Origin of the sequence: Planktothrix serta PCC 8927 (assembly GCF_900010725.2) — a bacterium.
GTDB lineage: Bacteria > Cyanobacteriota > Cyanobacteriia > Cyanobacteriales > Microcoleaceae > Planktothrix > Planktothrix serta.
This window is the reverse complement of record NZ_LR734877.1, coordinates 145,631-160,719: the sequence shown is the minus strand read 5'-3', so window position 1 is coordinate 160,719 and position 15,089 is coordinate 145,631. Positions and strand designations below refer to the sequence as shown.

15 protein-coding genes are annotated in these 15,089 nt (G+C 38.9%); 13 read left to right on the top strand and 2 right to left on the bottom strand.

From position 1 onward, the window contains the following. Nucleotides 1-48 precede the first annotated feature (48 nt). Nucleotides 49-1,131 (bottom strand): radical SAM/SPASM domain-containing protein, encoded by a 1,083-nt coding sequence (locus PL8927_RS17285; protein WP_083624019.1) that lies wholly within the window; start codon nucleotides 1,129-1,131, stop codon nucleotides 49-51. 372 nt (nucleotides 1,132-1,503) lie between these two features. Here PL8927_RS17285 and PL8927_RS17280 point away from each other — a divergent pair, with 372 nt between their 5' ends. The 12 genes from PL8927_RS17280 to PL8927_RS17225 all read left to right on the top strand — a co-directional run bounded on the left by PL8927_RS17280 (nucleotide 1,504) and on the right by PL8927_RS17225 (nucleotide 14,532). Next, on the top strand, nucleotides 1,504-1,830 hold the full coding sequence (locus tag PL8927_RS17280) for an ArsR/SmtB family transcription factor (RefSeq protein ID WP_083624885.1): 327 nt from the start codon (nucleotides 1,504-1,506) through the stop codon (nucleotides 1,828-1,830). 284 nt (nucleotides 1,831-2,114) lie between these two features. Then, nucleotides 2,115-2,348, top strand: coding sequence for a DUF7219 family protein (locus PL8927_RS17275; RefSeq protein ID WP_083624017.1), 234 nt, complete (start codon nucleotides 2,115-2,117; stop codon nucleotides 2,346-2,348). Between the two features lie 330 nt (nucleotides 2,349-2,678). Further along, nucleotides 2,679-4,019 carry an oligosaccharide flippase family protein gene (locus PL8927_RS17270; protein WP_083624015.1) on the top strand — a complete coding sequence of 447 codons (1,341 nt, stop codon included), beginning with the start codon at nucleotides 2,679-2,681 and terminating at the stop codon, nucleotides 4,017-4,019. 43 nt (nucleotides 4,020-4,062) lie between these two features. Further along, nucleotides 4,063-5,145 (top strand): glycosyltransferase family 4 protein, encoded by a 1,083-nt coding sequence (locus PL8927_RS17265; RefSeq protein WP_083624013.1) that lies wholly within the window; start codon nucleotides 4,063-4,065, stop codon nucleotides 5,143-5,145. Between the two features lie 80 nt (nucleotides 5,146-5,225). Further along, nucleotides 5,226-6,110 (top strand): sulfotransferase family protein, encoded by an 885-nt coding sequence (locus PL8927_RS17260; protein ID WP_083624011.1) that lies wholly within the window; start codon nucleotides 5,226-5,228, stop codon nucleotides 6,108-6,110. Nucleotides 6,111-6,148: 38 nt separating this feature from the next. Continuing rightward, entirely contained in the window at nucleotides 6,149-6,976 is an 828-nt protein-coding gene (locus PL8927_RS17255; RefSeq protein ID WP_083624009.1) for a 2OG-Fe(II) oxygenase, read from the top strand. 51 nt (nucleotides 6,977-7,027) lie between these two features. After that, complete coding sequence (locus PL8927_RS17250; protein ID WP_197047455.1) at nucleotides 7,028-8,653, top strand: O-antigen ligase domain-containing protein; 1,626 nt, start codon at nucleotides 7,028-7,030, stop codon at nucleotides 8,651-8,653. Between the two features lie 55 nt (nucleotides 8,654-8,708). Beyond that, on the top strand, nucleotides 8,709-10,466 hold the full coding sequence (locus PL8927_RS17245; protein WP_156093226.1) for a cellulose-binding protein: 1,758 nt from the start codon (nucleotides 8,709-8,711) through the stop codon (nucleotides 10,464-10,466). A 69-nt stretch (nucleotides 10,467-10,535) separates the two neighbouring features. After that, nucleotides 10,536-11,606 carry a glycosyltransferase family protein gene (locus PL8927_RS17240; protein ID WP_083624007.1) on the top strand — a complete coding sequence of 357 codons (1,071 nt, stop codon included), beginning with the start codon at nucleotides 10,536-10,538 and terminating at the stop codon, nucleotides 11,604-11,606. 55 nt (nucleotides 11,607-11,661) lie between these two features. Beyond that, entirely contained in the window at nucleotides 11,662-12,654 is a 993-nt protein-coding gene (locus tag PL8927_RS17235; RefSeq protein WP_083624005.1) for a glycosyltransferase family 2 protein, read from the top strand. 1 nt (nucleotide 12,655) lies between these two features. Continuing rightward, nucleotides 12,656-13,522: a sulfotransferase family protein gene (locus PL8927_RS17230; RefSeq protein ID WP_083624003.1), complete on the top strand. Its 867-nt coding sequence runs from the start codon at nucleotides 12,656-12,658 to the stop codon at nucleotides 13,520-13,522. A 23-nt stretch (nucleotides 13,523-13,545) separates the two neighbouring features. Beyond that, a complete protein-coding gene (locus PL8927_RS17225) occupies nucleotides 13,546-14,532 on the top strand; it encodes a glycosyltransferase (protein WP_083624001.1) in 987 nt (328 codons plus the stop codon). 51 nt (nucleotides 14,533-14,583) lie between these two features. On the opposite strand, the gene PL8927_RS17220 is transcribed toward PL8927_RS17225, so the two are convergent. Then, entirely contained in the window at nucleotides 14,584-14,739 is a 156-nt protein-coding gene (locus PL8927_RS17220; protein ID WP_156093225.1) for a hypothetical protein, read from the bottom strand. 18 nt (nucleotides 14,740-14,757) lie between these two features. Here PL8927_RS17220 and PL8927_RS17215 point away from each other — a divergent pair, with 18 nt between their 5' ends. Beyond that, nucleotides 14,758-15,081, top strand: coding sequence for a DUF1825 family protein (locus PL8927_RS17215; RefSeq protein WP_083623999.1), 324 nt, complete (start codon nucleotides 14,758-14,760; stop codon nucleotides 15,079-15,081). Nucleotides 15,082-15,089 lie beyond the last annotated feature (8 nt).

The window sequence follows — 15,089 nt, the reverse complement described above, 5'->3', positions numbered from 1 at the left end:
ATACTTTACAAAGCAAAGTATAGCAGTGATTAAGGTGAATTGATGCGACTAATTTTGACGATTTGTTAATAGAGTTAATCCCATTTTAACTTTATCAGCGAATGTTTTTTGGGATAAACAGGTATAGAGACAAAGGCGATCGCAATTAGTCGTTTGTTGACGTCGCTCCTGAGCTTCATATCCTTCCCAAATTTCCCGCGCATTTTGATTTTTAACATTGCCAATTGGAGGATAAAACCAACAAACTTCCACATCCCCATTAGTGCGAATAAAATAGTTGCGTAAACCCACACGACAGGAACCAACACTGGCGGGTGCTTTTTCTTCCCGAAAATGAGCCGGCCACATTTGTAGGAGAGATTCACTATTAAGAATAGGAAGACCATTGCGTTTTTGTGCAATTAAAGTTTCAACAACAGTTTGCAATTCTTCCATGCGATCTTCAGAAATCCAAAGTTCATCATAGGTTTCAGATGTCCAACGATCAATAGGTTGAAAATTCACCGCCGTTGCTCCCAATTGTTGAACCCATTCCGCCATTTGAGAAATAATATCCAAATTGTGAGCATGAACCGTTGATTTAATCATCACAGGAAAGGTTTGACCTTGAGCTTTTCGTTCTTGCAATAAAAATTGCAAATGTTTTTTGACTTTTTCTAAAGCACCGGAAACTCCTCGGACATAATCATGAATTTCAGCAATATGAGCATCAATGGAAATATTGATATTAAAAGGATGGGCCGCAACCACTCGTTTGACAACGGATTCTGTTAAACAATAGGCATTTGTCGTTACCCCCCACTTCAGATTTTCCTGGTCACAGAATTCTAAGAGATCAACAAATCCTTTTTTGATAAAGGGTTCACCCCCGGAAAATTCAATATGATAGGAACCGATATAACTTTTTAGGCTTAGAAGTGCGTTTTTCCACTGCTCAATTGTCATCTCTTCTTGATACTCTGATAATCGCCAGTATTCGCAATATCGACATTTAGAATTGCAGCGCTGATTAACAATCCCATAAATGACAATTGGTTTAGTCCCTTCAAACCCAGTCTTGAGATATAATTCTTCCAGAAAATCACTGCGAATATGCTTGACGGCAAGCTGTGCCAAATTCGCTATCTTCATGTTTTGATTCCTTAAATTTTGGATGTTATAAAAAGGGTTTTCGATATGCCTAGATGCTAATTTTTATTTTTCAAGATCAAATAAAATCCTCGGCAAACTTAACAATTCTTTAGACATATAGGCAAATTTTTCTTACAGCTTTAAAAATAGGGGGATTATGTAAAATCGAGTTTTACAAATCAGGGGGTTATGTAAAGATAGAAAGCAAGTTTTCATTTTCATTAGAGGACTGTAGATCTCCTTTTGGGATCTACAATCCTGAAGGATAACCTCAGAATGTTGATGATTACTTGATATCGGAATCAAACGAAGATGATAAGCTAGAGTGATTCGCCTGAATTTAGGAGATGGTTGATGGTTGCAAATAATGTGATGGTAACTCCTGCGGTTCCTGCTGCTAATAGTGTTCTCGTTGCTGGTTTTCATGCCATATCAGACCCTTGGCGTTTGCAAGTCATCAATCTGTTACGAGAACAAGAATTGTGTGTTTGTGAACTGTGTGAACAGTTAGGAGTTAGCCAGTCTAAACTTTCTTTTCACCTGAAAACCCTTAAAGAAGCGTTATTAGTACAAAGTCGTCAAGAAGGACGATGGATTTACTATAGTCTTAACCGCAGTCAATTTGGAGTTTTAGAAGAATATTTGGCACAATATCGCCATTTTAGTCCCATCGTAACCTCCTACAAGAGTTGTGATTGAGGATAACCCAATGACTTCCTATTGTGGAAAAAATTGTCACGGGCTATTTGTTGTATCTGGTTTAACTGACAGCAAGGATGGTTTTGCTTCGTTATTTCCCTTGTCGGAAAAACTTTAATTCTTAATATCAATATGTATCTTCAGACAGAGAACTATATTTTTTTCCAGGAGGTATAAGGTTAGGAGGGATATAATTAAAGTATCAAGGTATACTTTTGAAGTCGATTCCGAATCGGGCATTCTATGTAAAAATGAACAATAGTGTAAACTGGAGGTGGAAAAAAATGACCAGCCTAGGTTCCTTTTATTGGGGTTCTCGTTATCGAGGGAATGCGACACCTGAAAATGTTGTGTTTAATGCTAATTTGCAGGAATTTGCTCATAAGGTCAGCTTTATTGTAGCCCTGCAAACCAGTGGAAAACTTTCAGCAGAAGAATCTTATGTACAAATTGAAACCCTATGGGAACAACTTCGAGAGAGTAAACAACATTTGGGAATTGGCAAAAAAGCAGGATAACAGACTGAATTTAGAGTCATCAGAGCAAGGGTGTAGTTTATCTGTACCCTTGCTTTTTAGTAGGGGTTTTTGGGAGAGTTATTGCTGCTTTTGTAAAGAAAAATGTAAAGCTTTTGTGAAGTTTCTTGATAATCATGGCATAATTAGCCTAATTAGTTTTATGCTAAACTTTAGGGAAGTTAATCCTTAAAGTCGTTGATTTTACTTCAATTTTTCTAAACATTAACCTTTGTTTAAATTAAATTTTATACCAAGGATAAAAAGATTACACTTTCAAAACCCATTAATTTGTTAGAGCGAGTTCTGTAACAATCTTGAATTTTAATTGATATGTCATCTCTAAGTAAACAGGCAATTAAAGGGACAATTTGGACACTGTTCGGCTATGGAGGAAGTCAAATATTACGATTTGGGGGAAACTTAATTCTAACTCGTCTTTTGGTTCCCGAATTATTTGGATTGATGGCGTTAGTCAATACCTTTATTACAGGTCTTAACCTATTTTCAGATATTGGAATCCGCCCCAGTATTATTCGGAGTGAACGGGGAGATGATCCGTTATTTCTGAATACTGCTTGGACAATTCAAGTATTCCGAGGATTTGGACTTTGGATCGTTTGTTTATTGATTACAGCACCCATTGCCTCATTTTATAATGATCCTAAATTGCTTTGGATTACACCAATTGTAGGTTTTAGAACCATAATATCAGGTTTTGAATCAACATCCTTAGCAACTTTAAACCGAAATTTAAACTTAAAAAAGCTGACAATTTATGACTTTATTGTCCAAGGTTTAAGCCTTGGGGTGATGATTATCTGGGCTTGGATCAGTCCTACAATTTGGGCTTTAATTGCTGGGGTCTTAATTTCATCCCTGTTTGGATTGATTAGAAGTCATCGCTTAAATACCGGGATGCGAAACCGTTTGGCTTGGGATCAAAGTGCCTTGAAAGAGTTAATTTCTTTCGGGCGCTGGATCTTTGTTTCAACGGTGATGACCTTCTTCGCTTCTCAATCTGATCGCTTGATGCTGGGTAAATTATTAACCTTAGAAATGTTAGGGGTTTATACTGTTGCTTTTACCTTGGCAGATCTTCCCAAAGCCCTAATGCAAGCCGTGATGAGTAAAGTTGTTTTTCCTGTTATTTCTAAACAGTTGGATCTGCCGCGATCGCAACTTCGAGAGAATATTCTCGACAAAAGAAAGTTATTATTATTGCTCATCAGTTTACCCTTAGCCCTTCTGGTTTGCTTTGGGGATCAACTCATTTTAAGTTTATATGATCAAAGATATGAACAAGCCGCTTGGATGCTGCCGATCCTCACCTTGGGAATGTGGCCATTTATCCTAAGTATCAGTATTGATAAAGCCCTATTTGCCATTGGAAAACCCCTCTATATTGCCCTGGGTAATGTATTTAAGTTACTATACATGGTGATTTTACTTCCGTTATCATTTTCTATAATAGGAATTTTAGGGGCTATCCTGGTGGTGGCATTTAATGATATAGCCTTTTATATTGTGGTTAACTATGGACTTTGGCGAGAAGGACTTTCTGGTTTAAAACAAGATTTATGGGCAACAATCATCCTACTGGGAATAATTGTTACCCTAGGAGGGATTCGATATAGTTTAGGAGGTGGATTATCCATTGATAGTATTCTGTAGCGTCTAGTTGATCAAACAGCAACACAACTCTCACCTTTTTCTTATGAAAATTACCTTTGTTATGGCAAATTTGGTTAGTTTATCAGGGGGACTTTTAGCGAATGCTAGTCTCGCTTATCACTTGCAAAAACGAGGTCATCAAATCTATATAGTTTGTCCTCAAAAACGCAAACCAACAGGGCTTCAGCAGGTGAAATCCTTATTAAAAGGCAAAGGGTTGATTTCCACGAAACAGACAGGGCCTTCCCATCTGGACAGTTTTGATCTACCTAGCCGGATTTTAGATCATCCACCCCCAGTTACGGATGCTGATGTTCCCGATGCCGATATTGTGGTAGCAACTTGGTGGGAAACGGCGGAATGGGTTGCTAATCTTTCCCCCTCGAAGGGAGCAAAAGTTTATATGATTCGTCATCATGAAACTCACGATTATTTACCTAAAGAACGGGTCGCTGCTACCTATCGCCTGCCTTTCTATAAAATTGTGATTTCCCAGTGGTTAGTAGATATTATGAAGACCGAATATGGAGATACAAATGTTTCCTTTGTTCCTGACAGTGTGGATTTGAAAAAATATTATGCCGGGGCGAGGCAAAAACAAACAATTCCTACCGTGGGAATGCTGTATTCCCCCCTCTATTGGAAAGGCTGTGACATCACGTTAAAAGCCGTTTCTTTAGCATCTCAACAGATTCCCAACTTAAAATTAGTCTGTTTTGGGACTCGGCCCCCTGTTCCTGAGTTACCCTTACCCCCGGGGAGTGAATTCTTCTGTCAGCCTCCACAGGATCAAATCAAAGATATCTATGCCAGTTGTGATGCCTGGTTATTTGGCAGTCGCTTTGAAGGGTTCGGACTTCCGATTTTAGAAGCTATGGCCTGTCGAACTCCGGTCATTGGAGTCCCAGCAGGTGCCGCCCCGGAACTTCTCAGCGATAATATAGGAATCTTAGTCAAACCAGAAGACCCAGAGGAGATGGCTGAAGCGATTGTGAAGATTTGTCAAATGTCCCAGGAACAGTGGCGTCAAATATCAGATCGTGCTTATACCAAAGCCACCAGTTACACTTGGGATGATGCAGCCCGACTCTGTGAACAAGCTTTTGAAATAGCACTCTGTTCTTAGTCAAATCTAACGATCTTCTGCAAAGATCGTATTTAGCCCTTTCGGGCTTTCCCTAACCCTTGATCCCAAAGCATTTTGTGATGATTAAACCCCAATTTATGATCATTGGTGCAGCCAAATCAGGAACAACAACACTGTATCAATATTTATGTCGGCATCCCCAGGTGTTTATGTCTACGCCAAAAGAGCCAGACTTCTTTTCTGTAGATGCTCATTATGCTCAAGGGATGGACTGGTATGAATCCTTATTTCATCAAGCCAAACCCGATCAAATTTGTGGAGAAGCTTCAACCACCTATTCCCGCTTACAACAATATCCTCATACAGTAGAACGTTTGGTAAAAGTTTTACCCGATGTTAAACTCATTTATATCATGAGACATCCGGTAGATCGGGCTTATTCATTTTACGTGCATCGCTTCAAAGGATCTCGCTATAAACCAGAACTAGCCGTTGAAAAAACCTTTGAAGAAACCCTGGTTAAACAAAGTGAATTTATTGACAGTAGTTTTTATTTCTATCAAATCGAACAGTATCTGAAATTTTATCCGCGAGAGTCCTTTCTCTTCCTGCCTATGGAAGACTTAATTCAACATCCTCACGAGACGATTTGCCAAATTCTCACCTTTATTGGTGCTGATCCCACTATTAATTTAATCGAGGAAAGTACCCTGGTTGCCAATAAAGCGGAGGATGATCCAGAATGGTTTGTACGGAAACAAATGACCTCTTCTTTCAAGCAGATTCCAGGGATTGAACAACTCAAGTCCCTGTTACCCCAGCCCTTGAAAGATAAAGCCTATCAATGGGTACGCCATTTCAAGTATAAACAATGGAAATCCCAACAATATATGCCCCCGCCTATGCGTCCAGAAACTCGCCAAATGTTATTAGAAAAATTTCGTGAACCCAATCAAAAACTCGCTGAGTTTTTAAATTGGGATCTGTCCCACTGGAACCGTTAAAATCGACATTTTGAATCATCAACTTTAGGAGAAAAATAATGACTCAATCTTTAAGCTTTTGTTTGGATTTCGACTTTTTAAATGCTCTGGCAGAACAAAATTGCCAATCCTATGCCCAAGCTGAACCCTTTCCTCATATTGTTATCGATAATTTTCTCCCCGAAGGGGTTTTAGATCAAATATTAGAAGAATTTCCCGAACCCGGACAAATTAGTTGGAAAAAATTTGATGCTGCTGCTGAAAAAAAATTAGCCTCGACTTCAGAACTACAAATGGGTGAAGCCACCCGGTTTTTACTCTATCAATTAAATTCTTCTGTTTTCTTAAAATTTTTAGAAAAACTGACAGGAATTTCAGGGATTATTCCCGATCCTTACTTTCAAGGAGGTGGACTCCACCAAATTGAACCAGGAGGATTTTTAAAAATGCACGTTGACTTTAATAAACATAAAGATTTAGGCTTAGATCGACGATTAAATCTGCTCATCTACTTAAATAAAAATTGGCAAGAAGAATATGGGGGATATTTTGAAATGTGGGATCGAAACATGACCGAATGTGCTAAAAAAGTCCTCCCCATTTTCAATCGTTGTGTTATCTTTAGTACGACAGACTTTTCCTATCATGGACACCCCGATCCTTTAACTTGTCCAGAGGGAATGACTCGCAAATCTTTAGCACTCTATTACTACTCTAACGGTCGTCCGGCGGAAGAAGTGTCTGGAACTCACTCCACTGTATTTCTAGCTCGACCTGGAGATAATTTAAACTCCAAACCCGCTCCAGTTCCGCTCAAAACCCACTTAAAAAAATTCATTCCCCCGATTATCTTTGATATTCGCAACGCCCTTAATCAAAAATCTTAATTAGGGATGGATTCAGAGTATACCAACTTAGGAGATCATCCCCGATAGTTTATGACACCTCAAGCACAATTCGCTTTGTTAATTTTGCTGCCCATTGTCTTGTACTTGTTTAAAAAAATTCCCACCGACAAGGCTGTGGTGATGGGTTTTATTCTAGCTTGGTTGTTTCTTCCTCAGCGTACTACCTTCGCCTTCCCCGGTCTTCCCGATTATGATCGCACCTCAGCCACCAGTTACAGCATCATGTTGGCGACCTGTTTATATAGTTTTAAAACCTTTAAAACGTTTAAATTCGGGTGGCTTGATATCCCCATGTTGATGTGGTGTATCTGTCCCTTTATTTCATCCATTACAAATAATTTGGGAGCTTATGATGGGGTTTCTTCGGCTCTTGACCAAATCATTAAATATGGTATCCCTTATTTTTTAGGTCGCCTCTATCTCAATCATCTTCGAGGTCTTCATGAATTAGCTATGGGAATTTTTATCAGTGGTGTGATTTATGCGCCACTGTGCATTGTAGAAAGTTTTATTAGTCCCCAACTGCATCGAATGGTTTATGGTTATCATGGCATTAATCAATTTTTACAATCCTATCGTTTAGGAGGATATAGACCTAATATATTTATGAAACATGGTTTAGCGGTGGGAATGTGGATGATGGCGACGGTTTTAATTGCCCTATGGCTTTGGCAATCAGGAACTTTAAAAAAATTCTTGTATATCCCGATGAATCTTTGGTTTATTGGGCTATATATGACTCATCTTTTAGTTCGTTCTACTGGAGCTTATTTATATATGGCTTTGGGGATGGTGATATTATTTAGTGCCAAATTCCTTCGCACCAGTTTTCCCCAGGTGTTGTTAATTTTAATGTTATCTTCCTATCTCTATCTAGGGGTGACGGGGAACTTCACTGGAGAACAAGCGGATCAAATTGTTCAGGTTGCTACAGATCTAGCCGGCCCTGACCGAGCGCAGTCCTTAGAATTCCGATTTGATAATGAAGAAATCTTAGTAGAAAAAGCCATGCAACGGATATGGTTTGGTTGGGGAGGATGGGGACGAAATCGAGTTTTTGCTTATAGTGAATCGGCTGGAAAACTGATTGATATTTCCACCACAGATAGTTTGTGGATTATTGCCTATGGTATGAATGGAGCAATGGGTATCATTGGCATCTTTGGAACATCTTTGCTCCCCGCCCTCACTTTTTTATTGTTACGATATCCCGCTAAAACTTGGTTTCGTCCCCAGGTTGCTGGAGCCGCCGCCATCAGTGTAGTTACGGTTTTATATGTGTTAGATAATCTCTTAAATGATCAGTATAATCCCGTTTTTACCTTGGCTAGTGGAGGTTTAGCTGGGTTAGTGATGAACCCCAATCCCCAAGAATTCAATTCCTCTGTCGCTGTTTCTCCCCAAACGATTGATCGTAATCCGACACTGAATCCCCGATTCCCTTCTCCAGCACTGCCAATTTCTACTAAAACAATTCATCCTATTCTTAAGCTGAATCGTAGAAAGCCTCGACCCATTCCGATTTCTGCCAAACCCAATTTTGGTATTTCTAAACTGAATCACAGAAAGCCTCGACCAATTCCCCTTTATGAAAAGCCCAATTATGGTATTTTTAAACTGAATCGCAAAAAACGCCGATCTCCATCAATTGAGTAACTGATGAGGACTGAATTTTTGAACCGTTAAACGTTATTTTTTAAGGAGATTGATCATGTTAATAGTGACTGAATTTAGATGGTATTCAAAAAAAAATCTGGTATTATTCTTAATATTTTTAATGGGGATAGGAATCACTGTATCTAAAATTATTGCGGGTTCTCAGAATAGTTTAAAAGCATCTGAAGTTAGCACCAGTTTATCCCCTCGTCAATCCCCTTTAGGGATTAATTTGAGTGGTTTGGGGAGTTCATCGACTCAATTTCCGTTTATTGATTATTTTAAAAACTCCCGCAACTGGTTCACCACCTGCCAGAATCAAAAAACATCAGATTGTCGAGGGGTATGGGATACAAAAGAATCTGAGCAATTAGATTTAGATGAACAGGGTTGGGTTAAATCCTTACCGAAGCCTGAAGATCCTCCCCGTTACACACAAGTTGCAACAACTTTATTTAAAGATATCCCTCAAGATACTCCCATTTCTGGACAATATCTTGTTTTGTACGACGGAGAAGGAACCCTAGAATATGGTTTAGCCGCCGAAAAAAATCCCGATCTTTCCCAACCTGGACGAGATGTGATTACGATTGATTTATCTAAGAGTAATGGAGCGTTAATTTTAATTAATGAAACCGATCCCAATCAAACGGGAAATTATCTTCGTAATATTCGAGTTATTAAAGCAGAAGATGAAACTCGTTATCAACAAGGTGAACAATTTAATCCCGTTTTTTTGGAGAAGATTAAAAAGTTTAGAACTTTGCGATTTATGGACTGGATGCAAACCAATCATTCTCCTCAAAAAGAGTGGAAAAATAGACCAACACCTCTAACAGCAACCTATAGACGTTCAGGGGTTCCTTTAGAAGTGATGATTGCCCTAGCTAATCAAGTTCAAGCTGAACCTTGGTTTAATATACCCCATCAAGCAACGGATGAGTATATCCGCAATTTTGCCCAGAAGGTTAAAGCTGAATTAAATTCTAATTCAAATATTTATGTAGAATTTTCTAATGAGGTTTGGAATTGGAATTTTAAGCAAACCCATTATGCCTTAGAACAAGGTCAAGCGCGATGGGGAAAGGATAAAAAAGATGCCTTTTTTCAGTGGTATGGAATGCGAACGGCTCAAATGTGTGAAATCTGGAAGAAAGAGTTTGGAAATCAAGCGAATCGGGTAATTTGTGTGATTTCTACACAAATGAATTATAAAGGTGCAGAACGGAAGATCTTAGATTGTCCCTATTGGGTGGCAGAAGGAAATAAACCCTGTTATCAGGGCATGGATGCTTATGGGATCACGGGTTATTTTAGTGGCGCATTAGGAGATTTAAACAATAGTAGTGTGATTGAATCTTGGCGAAACAAGGGAGATGAGGGAATTAATCTGGCTTTTCAACAGTTAAAAAAAGGGGGATTACTTCCGGTGGATAAAGATAGTTTAGAACATAATTACAAAAAATTTTTATATCATGCAGAAATTGCTAAAGACAAAGGGTTAAAATTAGTAGCTTATGAAGGCGGACAACATTTAGTTTCCCATAGAAAAGACCCCCAAAATCAGCAAGTAACGGATTTCTTGATTAAACTTAATCGTCATCCTCAAATGTATGATACCTATCTACAACTTCTACAAGATTGGGAACAAGCTGGAGGGACTGTTTTTATGCACTTTACCGATATCGGTAAACCCACAAAATATGGGAGTTGGGGAGCTTTGGAATCGGTCTATCAACCGACTTCACCCAAATATAAAGCTTTAGAAGATTTTATTGATCATAATCCTTGCTGGTGGGAAGGATGTCAGTAAATCAGTATCCTAGGCTTGACTAACTTCGGTAGATCATCGATTTTAATTACAGTTACCCAGAAAAAAATCATGAGAAAAGCTTTAATTATTGGTTCCAATCGTGATAGTATTGTCAAGGCACAATGTGAACCTTTCACCTATTCTCGAAAACAACTCCTTCGTCAACTCGATCTCAAAGTTCAATATATCCCTGCCCAGACATTTTCTGATATTGCTGAAGTCTGTAAACAGCATGAATCTGAGATTGTATTTTTACTTCCTTTTTGGCGAGAAGATCCTCTTGAATCTGAACAAATTATGAAAACAATTCGAGAAGATCATCCTCAACGTAAACTGATTTTTATTGATCCCTTTGCTCAAGCCAGCACTAAGTATTTTAATCTGTTACCCTCCGTTGATCGATTACTCAAACGACAACGCTATAAACAGATTGACGACTACAAAAAACACTATATTGGTGGTTCCCAATTTACGGATTTTGTTGCCAAAAAATGGAACTATAATTTTGAAGGATGGTATGTAGGTTCTGATGTACCTTCTGGCTATGAAGATCGGATTAGCTGTGGATGGAGTTTGGGAACAGCAAAACGATTTAAAGACATATTATTTCAACCTCAATTCAATTGGTTTCGCCCTGCTAAAACCCTTGATGTCTTTTGTCGTTTATCTTTAGGATCAGAAACGAAAAAAGAATGGTATTATGAATATCGTCAAGCCGCCGTTCAAGCCCTAGAACCCTTAGCTTCAGATTATAAAATTGTAGCCAGTGGCGGATTTGTTGGGAGTAGTTTAGTTCCCCAACGCCAATATTTTCAAGAACTTAAAGCAAGTCGAATTGTTTTTAGCCCCTATGGATGGGGTGAAAGTTGTTGGCGAGATTTTGAAGCCATTTGTTATAATTGTTTATTAGTAAAACCTTCTATGGCTCATTTAGAGGTTCATCCCAATTTATTTATAGAAGGAGAAACTTATGTTCCTGTTGCTTGGGATTTTTCAGATTTAGCTGAAAAATGTCGTTACTATTTAGATCATCCCCAGGAAGCAAATCGGATTATTAAAAATGCTCATCAAGCCTATCAGAACTATTTTAAAAATCATGAATTTGTTAACATGATTCAGGAGTTAATTGTTGACCGTTGACCGTTGACCGTTGAATGTTCACAGCAAGAATTGACCTATAACCCTAGAGGAAACAATGGAGGAAATTCAAGTTCAAAATCATAGTTCAGTTGAGAAAGTTCAGTTAGCCATTGTGATCATTAATTATCGAACACCCCAGTTAGTAATAGACTGCTTAAAATCCCTAGAAAATCAGCTAAAAGTTGGAGATGATCAGGTGATTATTGTTGATAATGCTTCTGGAGATAATTCCGTTGAACTTCTGCAACAAACAATTACAGATCATCACTGGTTTTCTTGGGTAAAACTCCTAGCTTCTCCGGTTAATGGAGGATTTTCCGCCGGGAATAATTTAGGCATGAAAGCCATTGAAGCTGACGCTTATTTATTACTGAATAGTGATACCATTGTCCGACCGGGTGCAATTTCATCTCTGCTTCACGCCTGGAAAACTCATCCTGAAGCAGGACTGATTAGTCCTCGTTTAGAATGGCCTGATAGTACCCCCCAAATTAGCTGTTTCCGCTATCATTCTCCCCTGAGTCAATTAATTGATGCGGCTGCCACAGGGCCAGTTACAAAACTCTTTCAACAGTATGACGTTCCGATGGAGGTTTCTAATACCTCCTTTGAACCAGAATGGACAAGTTTTGCTTGTGTTTTGATTCGTCGGGAGGTGATTCAACAAATTGGCTTTATGGATGAGGGCTATTTCATGTATTTTGATGATGTGGATTATTGTCGCCGCGTCCATCAAGCGGGTTGGCAGATTCTCCACTGGCCAGAGGCAAGGGTGGTGCATTTACGCGGAGGAAGTGGTTCAGTCAAAGCGGATATGGCGGCGCGGCGACGTCCTCGTCCCTATCTCTATGCCTCTCGTTCTCGGTACTTTGCCAAATTTTATGGAATTGTAGGATTATGGTTAACAAATCTTCTGTGGTTAGTCGGTCGCAGTTTGTCTTGGGTTCGGGAATTAGTAGGGAATAAAAAACCCCATACCTGCGAATTTCAAGCCCAAGATATTTGGATTAACTGTTTAACTCCCTTAAATTCATCAAAGCCGAATTAATATGAACAAAACCCCTGATTTTCTGATTATGGGTGCGATGAAATGTGCCACCAGCACCCTGCATGAACAGTTGGCTTTACAACCGGGAATTTTCATGAGTCAACTCAAAGAACCTAATTTTTTTAGTAATAATGAGGAGTACGAAAAAGGCTGGAATTGGTATCTATCCCATTTTGCCTCTGCACCTGTAGACGCATTCTGTGGAGAGTCCAGTACCCATTACACGAAATTACCGACTTATCCTGAAACAATTCAACGAATTCAACAACATTTACCCCAGGTTAAATTTATTTATGTAATGCGACATCCGATTGATCGGTTAGTCTCTCAATATATTCATGAGTGGACACAAAAAGTGATTTCCGAGGAGATTAATATAGCGATTACTCAACATCCCGAATTAATTGATTATAGTTGTTATACGATGCAGCTTCAACCCTATTTTGAAACCTTTGGTCAAGATCGAATTTTACCGATTTTCTTTGAACGAATGCTCTCTCATCCCCAAGATGAACTAGAACGAGTTTGTCAGTTTATTGGTTATCCAGAAAAGCCGATTTGGAACTTTGAATTAGAGGCACAAAATGTATCCCGTGAACGGATGATAAAAAGTGCCTGGCGGGATTTTTTAGTCGAAACTCCCGGTCTTCGAGAACTACGACGGTTGTTTGTTCCTAAATCTTTTCGGACTTGGGTGAGAACTTGGTGGGCAATGAAACAAAAACCAGAACTTACCTCGGAAAGTTATGAGAAATTGCGATTGATTTTTGATCAAGATTTGGCTATTTTAGGATCAAAATTAGGGATTGAATTATCCTGTGATAATTTTAAACCAAAGGTCAAAGATCAAGCTTTTAATTGGGTATAATTAACATCATTTAAGGAAATTTTATGTTAAGTAACATTGGATTAGTTGCTATTGGACGCAATGAAGGTGAACGCTTACAGAAATGTTTATCTGCAATTGTTGGAAAAGTTGAAAATGCCGTTTATGTTGATTCCGGTTCAACGGATAATTCTGTAGAAATTGCGCGATCGCTCGGTGTGGATGTAGTAGAATTAGACTTATCCATTCCCTTTACCGCAGCCCGAGCTAGAAATACTGGATTTCAATTTTTAGTGCAAAATAATCCTCAATTAAAATATGTTCAATTTGTTGATGGAGACTGCGAAATTGTGGACGGGTGGTTAGAAAAAGCCCAACAGAAATTAGAACAAAATTCTAATATTGCGGTCGTTTGTGGACGGCGACGAGAACGGTTTCCTGATGCGTCAATTTATAACCGTCTTTGCGATCTTGAATGGAATACTCCAGTTGGTGAAGCAAAAGACTGTGGCGGAGATGCCATGATGCGAGTAGAAGCGGTTCAACAGGTATCTGGATTTAACCCCAAATTAATTGCAGGAGAAGAACCCGAATTATGTGTTAGACTCCGACAAAAAGGCTGGAAAATTTATCGTTTAGATGCAGAAATGACCCTCCATGATGCCCAAATGACTCGATTTAGTCAATGGTGGAAACGTCATTTAAGAGCAGGTCACGCCTATGCAGAAGGGGCTTATTTACATGGGAAACCGCCTGAAAACCATTGGGTAAGAGAAAGTCGTAGTATTTTGGTATGGGGTTTAATTATTCCTTTCCTGGCTTTAAGTTTAATCTTCCCAACTCATGAAAGGAGTTTATTATTATTACTCGCCTATCCGGTGTCAATTTATAAAACCTATGTGGCGGGTCAAAAACAAGGTTTTTCTAATGCTGATTCTATTGTTTATTCCGTCTCTTGTATTTTGGCAAAATTTCCAGCATTATTCGGACAAATCCAGTTTTATTTTAATCAAACATTAGGAAAGGATAACTCATTAATTGAATATAAGTAAATAATTGACTGAATGGGGGTTCTGGTTCATTGCTTGATAAATCGTCTTTTTTCAGACTAAAATGCGATCGCCTAAACGCGGTTGTTGTCCCCAACTCTGACCAGAAGTACGGAAATTGCGACTTGTGGGAGTGTAAGCAACCCTCTCCCCAGGGGTTAAAATATGAAAAAATCCGTTAAAAGCTCTTAAACTCAAACCCCTATTCATAAAAAAATTCGAGAAACTATGGGATTCTTTGATTCAGACATCGTTCAACAAGAAGCTAAACAGCTATTTGAAGATTATCAATCCATGATCAAACTGGGCAGCGATTATGGCAAGTTTGATCGGGAGGGCAAAAAACTCTATATTGAGCAAATGGAAGGGATTATGGATCGTTACCGCATTTTTATGAAGCGGTTTGAACTTTCCGAAGATTTCATGGCCCAGATGACCGTTGAACAGTTGCGAACCCAACTGGGTCAGTTTGGGATTACCCCTGACCAAATGTTTGAACAAATGCACCTTACCCTAGAACGGATGAAGTCGGAATTAGAAAAACAGTCCTAATTCCCTCT

Coding starts and splice junctions, on each gene's coding strand:
- PL8927_RS17285 (WP_083624019.1), bottom strand. CDS start 1,131: ATGAAGATAGCGAATTTGGCACAGCTTGCCGTCAAGCATATTCGCAGT.
- PL8927_RS17280 (WP_083624885.1), top strand. CDS start 1,504: ATGGTAACTCCTGCGGTTCCTGCTGCTAATAGTGTTCTCGTTGCTGGT.
- PL8927_RS17275 (WP_083624017.1), top strand. CDS start 2,115: ATGACCAGCCTAGGTTCCTTTTATTGGGGTTCTCGTTATCGAGGGAAT.
- PL8927_RS17270 (WP_083624015.1), top strand. CDS start 2,679: ATGTCATCTCTAAGTAAACAGGCAATTAAAGGGACAATTTGGACACTG.
- PL8927_RS17265 (WP_083624013.1), top strand. CDS start 4,063: ATGAAAATTACCTTTGTTATGGCAAATTTGGTTAGTTTATCAGGGGGA.
- PL8927_RS17260 (WP_083624011.1), top strand. CDS start 5,226: ATGATTAAACCCCAATTTATGATCATTGGTGCAGCCAAATCAGGAACA.
- PL8927_RS17255 (WP_083624009.1), top strand. CDS start 6,149: ATGACTCAATCTTTAAGCTTTTGTTTGGATTTCGACTTTTTAAATGCT.
- PL8927_RS17250 (WP_197047455.1), top strand. CDS start 7,028: ATGACACCTCAAGCACAATTCGCTTTGTTAATTTTGCTGCCCATTGTC.
- PL8927_RS17245 (WP_156093226.1), top strand. CDS start 8,709: ATGTTAATAGTGACTGAATTTAGATGGTATTCAAAAAAAAATCTGGTA.
- PL8927_RS17240 (WP_083624007.1), top strand. CDS start 10,536: ATGAGAAAAGCTTTAATTATTGGTTCCAATCGTGATAGTATTGTCAAG.
- PL8927_RS17235 (WP_083624005.1), top strand. CDS start 11,662: ATGGAGGAAATTCAAGTTCAAAATCATAGTTCAGTTGAGAAAGTTCAG.
- PL8927_RS17230 (WP_083624003.1), top strand. CDS start 12,656: ATGAACAAAACCCCTGATTTTCTGATTATGGGTGCGATGAAATGTGCC.
- PL8927_RS17225 (WP_083624001.1), top strand. CDS start 13,546: ATGTTAAGTAACATTGGATTAGTTGCTATTGGACGCAATGAAGGTGAA.
- PL8927_RS17220 (WP_156093225.1), bottom strand. CDS start 14,739: ATGAATAGGGGTTTGAGTTTAAGAGCTTTTAACGGATTTTTTCATATT.
- PL8927_RS17215 (WP_083623999.1), top strand. CDS start 14,758: ATGGGATTCTTTGATTCAGACATCGTTCAACAAGAAGCTAAACAGCTA.